Below are 15,671 nucleotides of genomic sequence, written 5' to 3' on the forward strand. Positions count from 1 at the left end.
GCTGGAAATTCCGCGCGTTGCCCGCTCGGGGCCGGTGAGGCACTATTTGCGGAAATCTTCGACCACCCCCACAAACATGGGCGAGGGCACCGTGGCTTGCTGCCCGGTGGGCGTGAGCAGCCCCGAAAACGGGTCGACGCGGTAGCTGACGAGGTTATTGGAATTCTGGTTGGCCACCAACAGGAGGCGGCCGCTGGGGTCGAGGGCGAAGTTGCGCGGGGTTTTGCCCTGCGTGTCCACGTCCTGAATGGGTACCAGCGTGCCGTTGCTGCTGTCGATGGCAAACACGGCGATGCTGTTGTGGCCCCGGTTCGAAGCGTAGATGAACAGGCCATTGGGGGCCACGTGCACGTCGGCGCAGGAGTTGTCGCCGGTGTAGCTGGCCGGCAGCGCCGACACGGTTTGCAACTCGCGGAAATGGCCGGTGGCCGCGTCGTAAGCCAGCGTGGTCAGCGTCGAGTTCAACTCGTTGATGAGGTAGGCGGTTTTGCCGTTGGGGTGGAAGGTGAGGTGGCGCGGCCCGGCCCCGGGCTTGGCTACGAAGGCCGGCTCGGGCAGGCGCGTGAGGCGGCTGGCGGCCGCATCGAGGCGGTAGCCCACCACCTGGTCCGTTCCCAGGTTCACGGCGAAGGCGAACTTATTGGCCGGGTCGGGCAGCAGGCAGTGGGCGTGCGAGGCATTCTGGTTTTTGTGCGGGCCGCTGCCAGTGTGCTGGTCGGTAGTAGGTACGCTGAGCTGGCCGTCGGCCGCCACTGGTAACAAGCTCACGTTGCCGCCCATGTAGTTTGCCACCAGGGCATTTTTCCCGCTGTGGTCCAGGCTGATGTAGCACGGCGAAGCACCGCCTGAAGGCTGCTGGCCCAGTGCTTTCAGCCCACCCGAGTGCGGGTCGATGGCGAAGCTGCTCACGCCCCCGCCCGGCGCGCCCCGAAAGGTCTGGGTTTCGCTCACGGCATACAGAAACCGGTGGTTGGGCGCGAGGGTGAGATACGTGGGGCTGGCCCCGCCCAGCTGCGCGCTGAGCTTCGTGAAAGCCCCGGTGCCGGCATTCACGCGGTACAGAAAGATGCTGCTGTCCTGGGCCCCGCCTTGGTTGGTGCCGATGTAGAGCAGGTAATCGGCCGGTAGGGTGGCCGTAGCAGGCCGGCCGCAGCCAGCCACCAGGACGGCTGCCGCCAGGCCGAAGCAACCCAACAGAACGCGTGAAGGATGCGAAAATCGAAAAACAGAAAGAGCCATGGAAACGGGAGTAGCTGAAGCCGCAAAAGTGCGTCAAGCTACGGCAAATGCCGCCGGACTGCCAACATAAGCGCCCCAACCCATGTGAGTGAACCCGCCATTTTGCCTGAGTAGCGGCAGTCGTACCAGGTTTCGGTGGCGGCAAGGGGCTACTTTTGGCCTGGCAACTGTGCATCGGTTCATTTTATTGCTGCGCCTAGCCGAGTCGCCAACTTTTCATTTTTCACCCTGTGCCGGTCGTGGCCGCGCCTTCATTTCCGCTTGCCATGTCTGCACCCCAGTCGACTTCCGCCTCCGATTTAGCCGCCGAAAAATTGCTCGCCGCCACCACTGCCGTGGGCTGGGTGCGCGACGGCATGCGCGTGGGCCTGGGCACGGGCAGCACGGCCGCGCCTTTCATCACCCTGCTCGGCCAGCGGGTGCGCGAGGGCGGCCTGCGCATCGAAGCCACTGCCACTTCCCGCGCCAGCGAGGAGCTGGCCCGCCAGGTCGGCATTCCGCTGCTGGAACCCCGCCGCGGCCTGCGTTTCGACCTCACGGTGGACGGCGCCGACGAGCTCGACGCCCAGCTGCGCCTCATCAAAGGCGGCGGCGGAGCATTGTTGCGCGAAAAAATCATTGCCACTGCTTCCGATTACCTGCTCATCGTGGCCGACTCCACCAAGGCCGTGGGCCAGCTCGGCCGCTTCCCACTGCCGCTCGAAGTCGTGCCGTTCGCCCTGCCTTGGGTGATTGATGCCGTGGCCAACCTCGGCGGCGCGCCCGTGCTGCGCATGAACAAGCAAAACCCACTGGAGCCCGCCCAATCGGACCAGGGCAACCTGCTCGTCGACTGCCACTTCCAGCAGATTAGCGACCCAGATTCATTGGCTGCGCAACTCATTGTCATTCCCGGGATAGTTGAGCACGGCTTGTTTCTGGGGCTGGCTCGCGCCGCCGTGGTGGCGCAGGGCGGGCAGGCGCAGGTGTGGCGTCCGGGCCAAGCCCCAGCACCTGCCGAGGCGTTCACGGCACTGCCGTAGCGGGACTGCTTTTTTCAGAAAGCAGAGCAGTGTCCATCTCAGAACGTCATGCTTATCTGGCGTCCGCTTGCCGAAGCATCTCTACCGCAGTAGTAATCCTGTTGATTGAATTGCGCTGCGCAGTAGAGATGCTTCGGCTGCGCTCAGCATGACGTTCTTTTCTTATGTCCGTTCCTGCCCCAATGCCTGAATCAACTTCCCGTTTCACCATTCCGGCGGTGCCTGCTGTGGTGCTCTCCATTGTGAGCGTACAGGGCGGGGCGGCCATTGCCAAAGGCTTGTTTCCGATGCTGGGGCCAGCAGGTACTACCAGCCTGCGCGTCGGGATTTCGGCGCTGGTGCTGTTGCTGGTGGTGCGCCCGCGGCTGGGGCGTTTATCGGCAGTGCAGTGGCGGGCCGTGGTGCCATACGGGCTGGCGCTGGGCCTGATGAACCTGCTGTTTTACTACTCGCTGGCCCGCATTCCGCTCGGCTTGGCCGTTACGCTGGAGTTCGTTGGGCCGCTGGGGCTGGCGCTGGCGGGCTCGCGGCGCTGGGTCGACGTGGTGTGGGTGCTGCTGGCCGCGGCCGGCATCGCCCTCATTGCCCCGTGGCAGGGCCAAGGCATCGATATGCTGGGCCTGGGCTTTGCGCTGGCGGCCGGTGGAGCCTGGGCCGTGTACATCGTGCTGGGCCAGCGCACGGCCACCGTGCTGCCCGGGCAGCAGGCGGTGGCCATCGGAATGCTGTTTGCAGCCCTGCCGGTGCTGCCGTTGGGTGTTGCCGGTGGCAGCCTGCAGGTCCTCACGCCGCACCTGTGGTTGCTGGGTGGGTTGTTGGCGCTGTTCTCCAGCGTGTTGCCCTTTTCGCTCGAAATGCAGGCGCTGCGCACCATGCCCACCCGCACTTTCAGCATCCTGATGAGCCTGGAGCCCGTAGCCGCTGCCCTCTCGGGGTGGTTGTTGTTGGGCGAGCGCCTGCTGCTGCCCCAGTGGCTGGCCGTGGGCTTTATTGTGGCAGCCAGCCTAGGCGCCACGCTCACGTCTCGCCCCGTTGGGCCGGTGGCCGTGGGCAACTAGCCGCCGGGTGCTGACTTTACGCGAGCTGCAGCGCCGCACTGCCCGGCCCGTCAGCTGGTTCGCGGGTAAATAGGAGCCTAATAAGACCGACTCGGCTGCCATTTATATTATCAATTAATTATCCTTATGTTATCAATTGGGCCGGTCTCAATTGTTATGCAATCATCACTTCTTGGTTACTCTAACTTTGCGGCTCAATCCCGAGAGTATTTCGGGAGTAACTAACAACCAAAGAGTTATGAAGTTTTTGTTGCGTTTTTTGATTGGGTTGGTACTGCTGGCCAATGGCTTGCAGGCCGCTGCCCAAGGGGTTACCACATCGGCCATTAAGGGGCTGGTGCTCGACAGCAAAGGGCAGCCGCTGCCGGGTGCTACCGTGATTGCCACGCACTTGCCCTCGGGCACTACGTATGGAAACGCCACCCGCGACAACGGCCAGTTCGACCTGCTGAACATGCGCATCGGCGGCCCCTACGAAATCAAAGTGTCGTTTGTGGGCTACGAAACCTACGTGCAGAACAACGTGCAGCTGGTGCTGGGCAAAACCTTCGAAACCCGCGTGACGCTGAAAGAAGGGGAGGGCCAGAAGCTCGACGAAGTGGTAGTGAAGGGCAATCGCGACGGCCAGATTAACCCCGACCGCACGGGGGCCGTCACCAACATCAGCTCCACGGCCATTCGCACGCTGCCCACTATCAGCCGCTCGCAGGAGGATTTTACCCGCCTCACCCCGCAGGCCAGCGGCCAGAGCTTTGGCGGCCGCAACACGCTGTATAACAACTTCTCGCTCGACGGCTCCATCTTCAACAACTCGTTTGGCCTCGACTCGCCCACGCCCGGCGGTCAGACCAACTCGCAGCCCGTGAGCCTCGACGCCATCGAGCAGATTCAGGTGAGCCTGGCGCCCTACGACGTGCGCCAGGGCGGTTTCACCGGCGCCGGCATCAACGCCGTAACCAAGAGCGGCACCAACGACATCAAGGGCACGGTGTACACCTACTTCCGCAACGAAAGCCTGATTGGCAAGAAGGTGGAGGGCGCGACCATCGACAACCCCAGCCTGAAATTCAACCAGACGGGCATTGCCCTCGGCGGCCCGATTATCAAGAACAAGCTGTTCTTCTTCGCCAATGCCGAGCTGACCCGCCAGACCGACCCGGGCCAGACCTTCCGGCCGGCCACCAGCGCCGCCGAAGCCACCGCTGCCCAAAACGGCCAGCTCAACGGGGTGAGCCGGGTGCAGCGGTCCGATTTGCAGGCCATCCGCGACCGCCTGACGTCGGTGTACGGCTACGACCCGGGCGCTTTTGAGGGCTTTAACTACCGTACCTACTCGGATAAAATTCTGGCCAAAATCGACTGGAACATCAACCCCCAGAACACCTTCTCCATCCGCTACAACTACCTGAAAAGCTACCGCCAGCAGGGCCCGCACCCGATTGCCATCGCGCCGTCGTCGCGCGTGCCCGGCGTGAACACCCTGCAGTTTGCCAACTCGGGCTACACCATCAACAACAACCTCAACTCGCTGGTGGCCGAGTTGAACAGCTCGTTCGGCAACGGCAAGTTCAGCAACAAGGCCCAGGCCAGCTTCTCGGCCTTCCGCGATTTCCGCGAGCTGCCCTCGGACAAGTTCTTTCCCATGATTGACATCACGCAAGGCGGCACTACCTATGCCAGCGTGGGCACCGAGCAGTTTTCGGCTAACAATACCCTGGACCAGAACATCCTGCAGCTCACCGACAACCTGAGCTACTTTGCCGGCGCCCACATCCTCACGGCGGGCGTCAACTACGAGCGGTTCCAGTTCGTGAACGGTTTCAACCTGCAGCGCTACGGCTACCAGCGCCTGGAACTGGCCGACTTTTACGCCAACACCCGCCCCGGCACCGCCACCAACCCTAATCCCAACTTCCTGGACCTGAACGCGCAGGCTGCCGCCGGCGGCAAGCTGCCCGTGAAGCAGGTGGACGTGACCGTGGCGCAGCTTGGCCTGTACGTGCAGGACGAATTCCAAGTGAACCCGGCCCTGAAGCTGACGCTGGGCGTGCGCGCCGACTTGCCCATCTACAGCACCACGGTGGCGCCCAACGCGCAGATTTCGGCCGCTACTTTCCGCGATGCCAGCGGCAACCTCACCAAAGTCGACGTGTCGGAGCTGCCCAAGTCGACGCCGCTGTTTTCGCCCCGCCTGGGCTTCAACTACACCTCGCAGAACGACGGCGCCAAAACCCAGGTGCGCGGCGGCACGGGCATTTTCACCGGCCGCATCCCGTTCGTCTGGATTTCGAACCAGGCCTCGAATGCTCAGTTCGGCGATTTCTACACCTTTCAAATTAACTCGACCGGCCGCGACTTCAAGTTTCCGCAGGTGTGGCGCTCGAACCTGGCCATCGACCAAGAACTGCCCGGTGGTGTGGTTGCTACCCTCGAAGCCATCTACTCGAAGGACCGCAACGCCGTGGTGCACCGCAACTACAACCTCCTCACGCCTACCCAAACGCTTTCGGGCGCTAATGGCGGCGACAACCGCCAGATTTACCCGGCCACCGGCCCGCGCCTCAACTCCTTCAACGGACCCAACGGCCAGTTCACCTTCCTCGATGCCGGCGTGATTGGCCTTGAAAACACCAACCAGGGCTACCAGTATTCCCTCACCGGACAGCTGCGCAAGGAGTTCGCCAGCGGCTTCTACGGCTCGGCCGCCTACACCTACTCGCAGGCCAAGGACCTGACTTCGAACCCCGGCGAGATTGCCGGCGACGCCTTCCAGCGCCTGCCCGTGGTGGGCAACCCCAACCAGCCGCAGCTTTCGTACAGCGATTTTGGCCTGCGCCACCGCATCATTGCCGCCGCCGGCCGCCGCTTTGCCTACGCCAACAACAAGCTGGGCACTACGCTCGGGCTGGTGTTTGAAGCCGGCCAGGGCAACCGCTTTAGCTACACCTACGCCGGCGACCTGAACCGCGACGGCATCGACGGCAACGACCTGCTTTTTGTGCCGGCCAGCCAGAATCAGGTGAACCTAGTGCCCTACACCAACGCCGCCGGCCAAATCGTGACGGCCGCCCAGCAGTGGCAGCAGCTCGACGCCTACATCAACCAGGACGACTACCTGAGCAGCCGCCGCGGCAGCTACGCCGAGCGCAACGGCGCCATCTCGCCCTGGTACACCCAGCTCGACGCCAAGCTGATGCAGGATTTCACGCTGACCACCAGCGGCGGCAAGAAGAACACCCTGCAGCTGTCGTTCGACATCCTCAACCTCGGCAACCTGCTCAACGCCAGCTGGGGCAACCGCCAGCTCGTGGGCAACAACCGCCTCGTTGAGGCCACTTACGCGGCCAATTCCAATACACCCGCCTACACTTTCCGGGGTGGCAACCAGACGTTCTTCACCGATACTAACCTGGCCAGCCGCTGGCGGGCCCAAGTGGGCGTGCGCTACATTTTCGATTAGCCTACGCGGCAAATACGCAGGATAAAAGAGGCCCCGGCAACATTCGCCGGGGCCTCTTTTTGTGAAAACCCGATAGCAGGAGAATGGATTTGAACGGCTGGGAACGATGTAGAGACGCAACCCATCGCGTCTCATCGTTCGCGCCGCGCTGCTTTCATTCTACGTCTGTCGTTCAACGCCGAGACGCGAAGGGTCGCGTCTCTACATCGTTTTGAAGACGCCAACGGCAGCTTAGCCGGCCAGGTCCGCCGCGGCCGGAGCATCCAGAAACCAGCGCCGCTCGCCCGCCGAGGGCATGATGAGTTGGGCCGGAAACTCTTCGGCATTGCGCGGGCCCTGGCGCACGCGGCGCACGGCGGCTGCCTTATCGGCCCCAAACACCAGAAAGGCCACCGCCCGTGCCTGATTGATGAGCGGCGCCGTGAAGGTGAGGCGGTACATGTCGACTTCGGGCACGAACACCGCCTGCACTTCGGCCGTGGTGGCGCGCAGCACTTCGGTGTGTGGGAAGAGCGAAGCCGTGTGCGAGTTATCGCCCAGGCCCAGCAGCACCAGGTCGAACCGGGCCGGCTTGGGGCTGAAGAATGCGTTGATTTCCGTGGTGTAAGCAGCGGCTGCTGCAGTGGGGGCCAGTTCGGTACGAAAGGCAAAAATGTGGTCGTCGGCAATGCCCAGCGGGGCCAGCAGCGCGGTTTTGGCCATCAGGTAGTTGCTCTGCGGGTCGGTGCGGGGCACGTTGCGCTCATCGCCGAAAAAGAAGTACACCTCAGGCCAGGCAATTTGGTCGCGGTAACTGGATGAGGCCAGCAGCTCATACAGTTTTTTGGGGGAGCTGCCGCCAGAAAGGGCCACAACAAAGCGGCCCCGCGCGGTTATCGCCTCACGGGCTTTCCCAACGAAATAATCGGCTAAGTCGTGTAGCGTGGCTTCTATGGTAGGATGGATGTGCAGGGGCATGAGGTTGTTTTCAGGAAGTAGAGAGTAGGGAAGGATAGGCTGGCGGAGTAGAGACGCAAGTAGGCGTCTCTACCTGCAGCTTAGGCTTTTTTCTTGTCGCCGCCTTTCAGCGGCAGCGTGAACCAGTGGAAACCGTCGCGGGCAATCAGCGCTTCGGCCACTTCGGGGCCCCATGAGTCGGCCGAGTAGTTGGGGAAACTCATGCTGGGGCGGTTCTGCCAGGAGGTGAGGATGGGCATCACGAGGTCCCAGGCCTCCTCAACCTGGTCGCCGCGCATAAACAGCGTCTGGTCACCGAGCATGGTGTCGAGCAGCAGGGTTTCGTAGGCTTCGGGGGCTTCGGTGGTGTAGGTACCGTCGTAGTCGAACACCATGTCCACGGTGTTCAGCATCATGTCGAGGCCCGGGCGCTTGGCCTGAACCTGCAGCCGGATGCTCATTTCGGGCTGAATGCTGATGATGAGGCGGTTTTTGCGCCAGCCCTCCGCCGTTTCGGCCGGGAAAATGACGTGCGGCACGTCCTTGAACTGAATCGTGATAATGGACGCCGAGCGGTGCAGGCGCTTGCCCGTGCGCAGGTAAAAAGGCACGCCCTGCCAGCGCCAGTTGTCCACGAAAAACTTCACGGCCGCGAAGGTTTCGGTGCTGGAAGTCGAATTCGCGCCGGGCTCCTCGCGGTAGCCGGGCACCTGCTGGCCCTCAATCCAGCCCGGGCCGTACTGCCCGCGCACGGCCGCTTCGCGCACCGTTTCGGGCGTGAAGCGGCGCATGGCCCGCAGCACGTCCACCTTGCGGTTGCGCACCTCGTCAGCCGTGAAGTTCACGGGCGGCTCCATGGCCACCAGGCACAGCAGCTGCAGCAGGTGGTTCTGAATCATGTCGCGCAACGCGCCCGAGTTGTCGTAGTAGCCGGTGCGCTCGCCCACGCCCAGCTGCTCCGTCACCGAAATCTGCACATGCTCGATGGTGTTGCGGTTCCAGAGCGGCTCCATAATCGCATTGGCGAAACGGAAGGCCATAATGTTCTGCACCGTTTCCTTGCCCAGGTAGTGGTCGATGCGGTAAATCTGCTTCTCCTGGTAGTGCTCGGCCAGCAGCTGGTTCAGCGCCCGGGCCGACTCCAAATCGTGCCCAAACGGCTTCTCAATCACGATGCGCACCCGGTTGGGGTCAGTATCGGGGTGGGTTTTGGCAATGCCCGTGGCGATGATGGGGAAGAACTCGGGCGCCACCGCCAGGTAGTAAATGATGTTAGCCGGCGTGCCCCATTCTTTCTCCAGCGCCGCAATCCGCTGGCTCAGCTCCTCATAGGCGGTCGGAGCCTTCACATCCGAAGCTTGGTATTGAATGTGGGGCCCAAACTGGTCCCACGACTCTTTCTTGGCTTTGCCGCTACGCGAAAACTGGTTAAGGTCGGCTAGCAGGTTTTTCCGGAATTCCTCATCGGTGAGCTTGGTGCGGCCCGTGCCGATGATGGCAAACTGCGCCGGCAGCCAGCCGTCGAGAAACAAATTATACAGCGCCGGAGAGAGTTTGCGGGCGTTCAAATCGCCGGTGCCGCCAAAAATGACGAAGACGGTGGGCGGAATAGTGGTGGCGGTTGTGTTCATGCCGAAAAGGGGCGGAAATGAGGTTGAGGGAGTAACGTCCTCCGGTCTGCCCGCCCTAGGCGGGCTGACCAGTTGAGGGACGAACGAAATCGGTATTGCATGGGCCTGTCCCAATTTGGCCATAATCAATCAGGTCAGAACCGGTGGTGCTTCAACCGGTCTGCCCGCCTAGGGCGGGCAGACCGGCGCATTGGGCCTAGCTATTCGGCTGCACGGGCTCCTTAATCGGGCCGTGCTCGTCTACCTGCGCGTCCTTCTTGTTGCGGGCGTCCTCCATCTCCGGTGTCCACTGCGTGTGGAAAACGCCTTCCTTGCCGATAATCTCGTAGGTGTGCGCTCCGAAATAGTCGCGTTGGGCCTGAATTAAGTTTGAAGAAGAACGGCCGGTGCGGAAGGCATCAAAGTAGCTCAGCGAAGCCATGTAGGCCGGCACGGCCAAGCCGGCGGTGGCGGCCGCAGCCACTACGGCGCGGGCCCCGGGCACGGCGCCACTCACCACGGCGCGCACCTGCTCGTCGAGTAGCAGGTGCTCCAGGGTGGGCGTGTGCTGGTAGGCGTTGTAAATCTCGGTGAGGAAGCCCGAGCGGATGATGCAGCCGCCGCGCCAGATTTTGGCGATTTCAGCCAGGTTCAGCTCATACTTAAATTCTACCGAGGCGCGGCTGAGCAGCTGCATGCCCTGGGCATAAGTAATGGCCATGCTGAAGTAGAACGCCTGCTCCAGCTGCGCCAGAAGCGCCTCGCGCTCCACCGGCAGCGCGCCGGCTACGGGGCCATATAAGGTCTGTAGCTGCTCGCGCAGCGCCTTGTACTTCGACAGATTGCGCATCGCCACGGCCGTATCGACGGTGGAAAGCGGCGTTTCCAAATCCATGGCTACCTGCGACGTCCACTTCCCGGTACCCTTCGAGCGGGCCTCGTCCTTGATGTCGTCGAGCAGCAGGTGGTCGGTATTGGGCGCTTTAAAGACGAAAATATCCTTCGTGATGTCGAGCAGGAAGCTTTGCAGGCGGCCCGCGTTCCACTGCGCGAATACCTCGCCAATGGCCGCGTTATCCATTCCCAAGCCGGTTTTCAGCACGCCGTAGGTTTCGGCGATAAGCTGCATCAGGCCGTACTCGATGCCATTGTGCACCATCTTCACGAAGTGGCCGGCCGCGCCCGGACCGATGTACGTCACGCAGGGCTCGCCACCCACCTGTGCCGCAATGGCCTCGAACATGGGTTGCACCACGCGGTAGGCCTCCTTGTCGCCGCCGGGCATCATGCTCGGGCCGAAGCGGGCCCCTTCCTCGCCACCGCTCACGCCCATACCGAAGAAGTGGAAGCCGGTTTCACCCAGGGACTTGGCGCGCCGCTCGGTGTCGGTGAAGTGCGAGTTGCCGCCGTCGATGATGAGGTCGCCGGGGGCGAGCAGCGGCGTGAGCTCGGCCACCACGGCATCCACGATGGGGCCGGCGGGCACCAGCAGCATCACGGCGCGGGGCGTTTGCAGGCTGCCGATGAAGCTGGCCAGGTCGGCGTAGCCCGTCACGGGTTTGCCCTGGCCTTCCTTGGCCAGCAGGGCCACTTTGGTGGCGTCTTTGTCGTAGCCCGAAACCGGGAAGCCGTGGTCAGCCACGTTCAGCAGCAGGTTGCGGCCCATGGTGCCAAGGCCAATCATGCCGAAGGAAGGGCGGGAGGGAGGGTTACTCATCAGGAAATGCGTAGGGATAAGGTGTCGGAAGGAAAAGCGCAGCCATACAAGCCCAAACGGCCCGCCGATGTTGGCCCTGTCAGGGCCGGTTTCGGGGAACCGATGGGCCATTGCGGCTTTGCCGCGCCCAATGTACGGCCCGGGGGGGCGGTACCGTTGCCCTCATTCAACATTCACCAGCTGCCCCGGACCTTGCCCAGGTATTTTGGTCGCCGCACGGGTTGCGGCATTCCTGCGCGCCCGTTTGCCTTATGCCCTACTTTATCCGACCTACGCCCGGAGCCAAGCCCATCGAGGCCACGCAGTGGTTTCCAGGCCACGAGCTGCCCGGCGTCAGCAGCGAATCGGCGGGTCTCCCCGGTGGCGGTGGGCTGCTGCCAGTGCCACCGCACGCCTTCGTGCACGCCCGCCAAGGCACCCTCACGGTGTTTGCCAGCGACTGGATAATTACGGAGCCCAACGGCGAGCTGCACGTGTGCCAGCACACCCTGTTCGAGCAAAGCTACTTCCCCGTGGAAGTGGATGCCGAAACCGGCCCGGCCAGCCTTTAACCCTACCAAAACAGCCCTCAAAACGGCCCGCCCCAGTGGCAACGCCGTGCGCCCTGGCGCTACCTTTGCCGCATGGAATTTCAGAAAAAGAAGTATATGTTTCGCGGCATGGATGGCTACGGCGGTTTCCGCAGCGGCCAGGAATACGAGCTGGAACTAGGCATGAGCCCCGCCGACGATGAGCGCCCGGCCGAAGTCATCATCGTCAACCCAGTTTCCCGCCTGTGGATGCATTGCAGCAAACAGGAGTTTGCCGCAAGGTGGGAGAAGCGGTAGGTTTGTAAGCATAACGACCTATTGAAATTGACTCTCATCCCACAATCCGAGGACTAGACACAAAAAAGCCGCTTCCCTCACGCGAGGAAAGCGGCTTTAAGCGGGCCGCAGCGAACGGTTAGGGTTTGGTCGCGGGCTTGGCCTTGCGCACGGGCTTCTTGCGGTCGCTGTCGCGCACGCCACCCGCTTGCTCGTATTCGCTGCTATCCTTGCTGTATTTCAACCCCACGGCGGCAAGGATGGCGCTCGACTTTTTCCGCAACAGTTGCTCGGAGGCGTCGAGCAGGTTCTTGTGGGCGTCGAGCTCCTTGCGGGCTTTGTTATACGAGTCAAGGTTGGTCTTCACGACGTCCATTTGGCTCTGATAAGCCGGCATGGTGTGGCCGTTGCCCAGGTCGAGCTGGCCGGTGGGGTCGATGGCGGTGAGGCCGTTCATGCGCTTGGTGGCCGCAGTTAGCTCGGCCGATTCGCGTTGGATAAATGCCATGGTACTTTGAGAAAGGAAAAAGGTGGAAGATGAACAATAACCTGCTGGATTGGAATGAGCTTTCGAGTAGCCGGGCGGCGCGTATCGCCTCAACCCGGGCGCGGCAGGAGGGCGCTGGGTTCCATCCAGTAACTCCTCCTGGTAACCCGACAGGCATCTTCGCCTAGGCGCGCAAAGGCTTGGCGTGCCCGGCGAAAGGCCTTTTCCGCGCCAACAAAGGCTGCACTGGAGATGATACATCCTTCGCCAGTCTTGGTAAAGTCTTTTTCACGCCTGGCAAAGCCTTTGCGCGCCTTGACAAAGGCTTTTTTATAGCTGGTAAAGGCTTTGCCGGGTGTGGCAAAGAGTTCTCCGGCCGGGGCTAAGTCTTTGCCACCTCCGGTAAAGTCTTTTTCAGGACCAGCAAAGTCGTTTTCAACGGTTGCCAGGAAGCCAGCCGCTCCGTCAGCTTCCGCCGCAAGCCTGACGAGCGCCCGTAGCGCATTGAGTTGTTCCGATACTGCATCCATGCCCCAACAACGTCCACCGTTTTGGTTATTGTATGCTGCGTATGAATTAGTTCTGGCGTTGTTGTTGGGCTAGCTGGGTTTTGGTAATTAGTTGAAGTCGTTGGTGCAATTAAGAGGTAGGCATTAGAAGGCAAAACCAATTGGCGGTGATGCCTTAATTGGTTTTGCTGCGCTGAGCAATGAGGTAACAACAAGGAGTCCAACAACGATTGGTAAAAATGACCTCAAAAACGGCCTTTTCGCCTGCAAAAACGAGGGTGCTTGAATGCTCCATTATCCGGGCCCTTATTGGATGAGATTTTGGGTGTAGCTTACAACTATTAATTTGGTCAAAGTACCCCCCCTAAAGAATGCTACTTGGAATCTATTACCAACCCTCAGTCGCTAATACCACTTTTCATTTTATTTTGGGCGGTATAATACTGCTAGTGCTGATTTTCGTGTTCGTGGGGAGTTTTCTCTCTTCCTATAAAGAAGCGTTAAAAAACAATTGGGGATTAATTCTGACCATACTCATTGGTGTCTACATTATAAGCGTAGTATTAGGCAAGCGTTAATTTATGAGAGTAGCCATCTATGCCAGGGTTTCGACTAAAGACAAAGGCCAAAGCACCGAGAACCAGGTGCCCGACCTAGTGCGCTACGCCGGCGCGCTCGGCCACTCTATATATAAGGAGTATGTCGAGGAGGAATCGGGCGGTACCGGAGAGCGGTCGCAGTTCAAGGCAATGTTTGCCGATGCCCACCGCCGCAAGTTTGACATGGTGCTGTTCTGGAGCCTCGACCGCTTCAGCCGCGAGGGCGCGCTGCCCACGCTCCAGTACCTGAACCAGCTAGAGAGCTGGGGTGTGGGCTACAAGTCGTTCACTGAGCAGTACCTGGATTCGACCGGGCTGTTCAAGGATGCCATCGTGTCGATACTGGCTACGCTGGCCAAGCAGGAACGGGTGCGCCTCAGCGAGCGCACCAAAGCCGGCATGGCCCGCAAAGTGTCGCAGGGCGTGAAGATGGGGCCGCCGACGAAAAGCCAGGCTGAGATTGAGCAGATACGCCGGTTGGAGGGTGGGGGCATGTCGAACTACGCCATCGGCAAGGCCATGAAGATGTCGGCTAGCACCGTGGCCAAGTACCTGGAGTAGAGGTTATTTTCTGTCCTTCGCTTCGCGGCGGTGGGTGAGGAGTTTTGAATCCCAAACCGTATTCAACTCCTCACTTTCATCATTCCAAATGAAGCGTCAACTCTTCGCTCTCGCCGCCATGGCAGCCGCTATGCTCGGTGCCAATGAGCGCACCGCCAACATGGCCCCCGCCACTGCGCAGCAGAAGGCCAGCACCACCAAACCTGCCTCGCAGGCTCCCCAAACGGATTCCACCCAGAGCACGGCGCAGGCCACTCAGCCGCGCGTCCTCCGACAGCGCCCGATTGCCCTGGGTGGGCCCGTCAATTATTTCCGGCAGGCCGGCCAGCGCTTGACATGAAAAAGCCCCGTTCCAATGCTGGAACGGGGCTTTTGTCTTCACTATGAGCATTATTTTGAGTTAGCTCGAAGCTGTATAATATGCTTTCTGAATCGATTCATACTTGGTAAGTCAAGAAGAGAGTACTTCTCTGCAATAAAGGGAGATAACTTATCGACTGGTAAAATGATGTGGCGTGAATTGTCTAGAGTAAGCAGGATATGAACGTCTCCAGCTTTGCCTAGATATTTATAGAAGTTCTTTTTTGGCGTTACCAAAGACTCTGCTATTACATAAGTGAATTCAGTATTCTGTACGATACGGAGTGCCGTGTCCTTACCCGTTTTGAATGCATTGCCTGGTAGCAAGCAAGCGAAAAAAACCAGTGGCACACACCATTTGTAGTTGTCTTTTGTGACATAGCTGCTAGCTATAGTGATTTTTACGTGAAGTCTGAAAGCGCCATACATGTACAGTATGACACTAGCCATGCGTATGAAGTTTAGAGATTGCCCTTCAATACTTGGGTGTTCATCGAAAAAATATTTTAAACCAAAGTTTAAGAAAGCCCATAAAGTACCGACAACGGCGAATGATGCAATTACAATTGCTTTATTAGAATAGGCTTGGACTTTATCACTAGCCGCTTCACTAACTAGCATCATCAAACCTATTACCATGAGGGAGCCTAATGGCGTGCTAATAGGCGAGATAACTCCCTTTACTATATCTGATATTTCATGGTAACTGAAAGCATTGATATTAAATGTGCCCCAGTACCCCCAATAGTAACAGATGGAAACTAGATACGAGTAGGGTAGAAACCAGAGTAGAATCTTGTCGAACGGAATTTTCATAAAGCCAAGATAGGGTGCGAATTATTCACCGTCTAGTGCATCCATTCTATCAATTGCCTTCTGCTTCGTCTCCTCGTCCACGTGCACGCACTTCAGCGTGGTGCTGACCTTGGAGTGACCTATCAGCTTCTGGAGCACTAACGTGTTGCCGCCGTGTCGGATGAAGTTGGTGGCAAACGTCTCGCGGCCCACGTGGTGGTGCAGGTGCGTCTGGATGCCGAGCACGGCCGCTATCTCATGCAACTGCCGATTGGCGTATTGGTCGGCATAGTTGAAAAAGCCATCGATGCCGTTTTCCTCCTGCGATTCGCGCAGGTAGCGCAAGGCCTTGCACATGAGCGGCACCATCGCAGCGTAGAGTATCCAGCAGTTATTGCGCTGCCGGTGCTGGTAGAGCAGTAGAGATGCTTTACGAATGTACTGATGAATCTCTATGTAGCTCCTTATTTACTGATGTTACGCAGCCAGTTTGGTCAAAGTGTAGTGCATGG

15 protein-coding genes are annotated in these 15,671 nt (G+C 60.0%); 7 read left to right on the top strand and 8 right to left on the bottom strand.

Going from position 1 to position 15,671, the window contains the following annotated elements; all coding sequences use genetic code 11:
- Positions 1 to 42 precede the first annotated feature (42 nt).
- Positions 43 to 1,239 (bottom strand): lactonase family protein, encoded by a 1,197-nt coding sequence (locus ABD837_RS22615; protein WP_345059137.1) that lies wholly within the window; start codon positions 1,237 to 1,239, stop codon positions 43 to 45.
- Positions 1,240 to 1,505: 266 nt separating this feature from the next.
- Between ABD837_RS22615 and rpiA the strand changes: the two genes are divergently transcribed.
- From rpiA to ABD837_RS22630, 3 genes are all read left to right on the top strand, one after another.
- The gene (gene rpiA / locus ABD837_RS22620; protein WP_345059139.1) at positions 1,506 to 2,261 is read left to right on the top strand and encodes a ribose-5-phosphate isomerase RpiA; all 756 of its coding nucleotides are present in this window, start codon (positions 1,506 to 1,508) and stop codon (positions 2,259 to 2,261) included.
- A 182-nt stretch (positions 2,262 to 2,443) separates the two neighbouring features.
- On the top strand, positions 2,444 to 3,319 hold the full coding sequence (locus ABD837_RS22625; RefSeq protein ID WP_345059141.1) for an EamA family transporter: 876 nt from the start codon (positions 2,444 to 2,446) through the stop codon (positions 3,317 to 3,319).
- A gap of 238 nt (positions 3,320 to 3,557) precedes the next feature.
- Positions 3,558 to 6,779, top strand: a complete 3,222-nt coding sequence (locus ABD837_RS22630) for a TonB-dependent receptor (protein ID WP_345059143.1) — start codon at positions 3,558 to 3,560, stop codon at positions 6,777 to 6,779.
- Positions 6,780 to 7,010: 231 nt separating this feature from the next.
- Here the strand turns inward: ABD837_RS22630 and pgl are convergent, their stop codons facing one another.
- From pgl to gndA, 3 genes are all read right to left on the bottom strand, one after another.
- On the bottom strand, positions 7,011 to 7,736 hold the full coding sequence (gene pgl / locus ABD837_RS22635) for a 6-phosphogluconolactonase (protein WP_345059145.1): 726 nt from the start codon (positions 7,734 to 7,736) through the stop codon (positions 7,011 to 7,013).
- 80 nt (positions 7,737 to 7,816) lie between these two features.
- Complete coding sequence (gene zwf, locus ABD837_RS22640; protein WP_345059147.1) at positions 7,817 to 9,346, bottom strand: glucose-6-phosphate dehydrogenase; 1,530 nt, start codon at positions 9,344 to 9,346, stop codon at positions 7,817 to 7,819.
- 196 nt (positions 9,347 to 9,542) lie between these two features.
- Entirely contained in the window at positions 9,543 to 11,042 is a 1,500-nt protein-coding gene (gene gndA, locus ABD837_RS22645) for an NADP-dependent phosphogluconate dehydrogenase (RefSeq protein ID WP_345059149.1), read from the bottom strand.
- Between the two features lie 251 nt (positions 11,043 to 11,293).
- Here gndA and ABD837_RS22650 point away from each other — a divergent pair, with 251 nt between their 5' ends.
- Positions 11,294 to 11,593 carry a hypothetical protein gene (locus ABD837_RS22650; protein WP_345059151.1) on the top strand — a complete coding sequence of 100 codons (300 nt, stop codon included), beginning with the start codon at positions 11,294 to 11,296 and terminating at the stop codon, positions 11,591 to 11,593.
- A gap of 72 nt (positions 11,594 to 11,665) precedes the next feature.
- Positions 11,666 to 11,869: a hypothetical protein gene (locus ABD837_RS22655; protein WP_345059153.1), complete on the top strand. Its 204-nt coding sequence runs from the start codon at positions 11,666 to 11,668 to the stop codon at positions 11,867 to 11,869.
- A gap of 118 nt (positions 11,870 to 11,987) precedes the next feature.
- Here ABD837_RS22655 and ABD837_RS22660 read toward each other — a convergent pair whose 3' ends face one another.
- Together ABD837_RS22660 and ABD837_RS22665 are read right to left on the bottom strand one after the other, a co-directional pair.
- Positions 11,988 to 12,356: a hypothetical protein gene (locus tag ABD837_RS22660; protein ID WP_345059155.1), complete on the bottom strand. Its 369-nt coding sequence runs from the start codon at positions 12,354 to 12,356 to the stop codon at positions 11,988 to 11,990.
- Positions 12,357 to 12,445: 89 nt separating this feature from the next.
- The gene (locus tag ABD837_RS22665; RefSeq protein ID WP_345059157.1) at positions 12,446 to 12,865 is read right to left on the bottom strand and encodes a hypothetical protein; all 420 of its coding nucleotides are present in this window, start codon (positions 12,863 to 12,865) and stop codon (positions 12,446 to 12,448) included.
- A 560-nt stretch (positions 12,866 to 13,425) separates the two neighbouring features.
- On the opposite strand from ABD837_RS22665, the gene ABD837_RS22670 reads away from it, so the two are divergent.
- A complete protein-coding gene (locus ABD837_RS22670; RefSeq protein ID WP_345059158.1) occupies positions 13,426 to 14,004 on the top strand; it encodes a recombinase family protein in 579 nt (192 codons plus the stop codon).
- Positions 14,005 to 14,092: 88 nt separating this feature from the next.
- Positions 14,093 to 14,344, top strand: coding sequence for a hypothetical protein (locus ABD837_RS22675; protein WP_345059160.1), 252 nt, complete (start codon positions 14,093 to 14,095; stop codon positions 14,342 to 14,344).
- 50 nt (positions 14,345 to 14,394) lie between these two features.
- Here the strand turns inward: ABD837_RS22675 and ABD837_RS22680 are convergent, their stop codons facing one another.
- Both ABD837_RS22680 and ABD837_RS22685 read right to left on the bottom strand, forming a co-directional pair.
- Positions 14,395 to 15,180: a hypothetical protein gene (locus ABD837_RS22680; protein WP_345059163.1), complete on the bottom strand. Its 786-nt coding sequence runs from the start codon at positions 15,178 to 15,180 to the stop codon at positions 14,395 to 14,397.
- Between the two features lie 21 nt (positions 15,181 to 15,201).
- Positions 15,202 to 15,516, bottom strand: coding sequence for a tyrosine-type recombinase/integrase (locus tag ABD837_RS22685; RefSeq protein WP_345059165.1), 315 nt, complete (start codon positions 15,514 to 15,516; stop codon positions 15,202 to 15,204).
- Positions 15,517 to 15,671 lie beyond the last annotated feature (155 nt).

The organism is Hymenobacter glaciei (assembly GCF_039539585.1).
Taxonomy (GTDB): Bacteria; Bacteroidota; Bacteroidia; order Cytophagales; family Hymenobacteraceae; genus Hymenobacter; species Hymenobacter glaciei.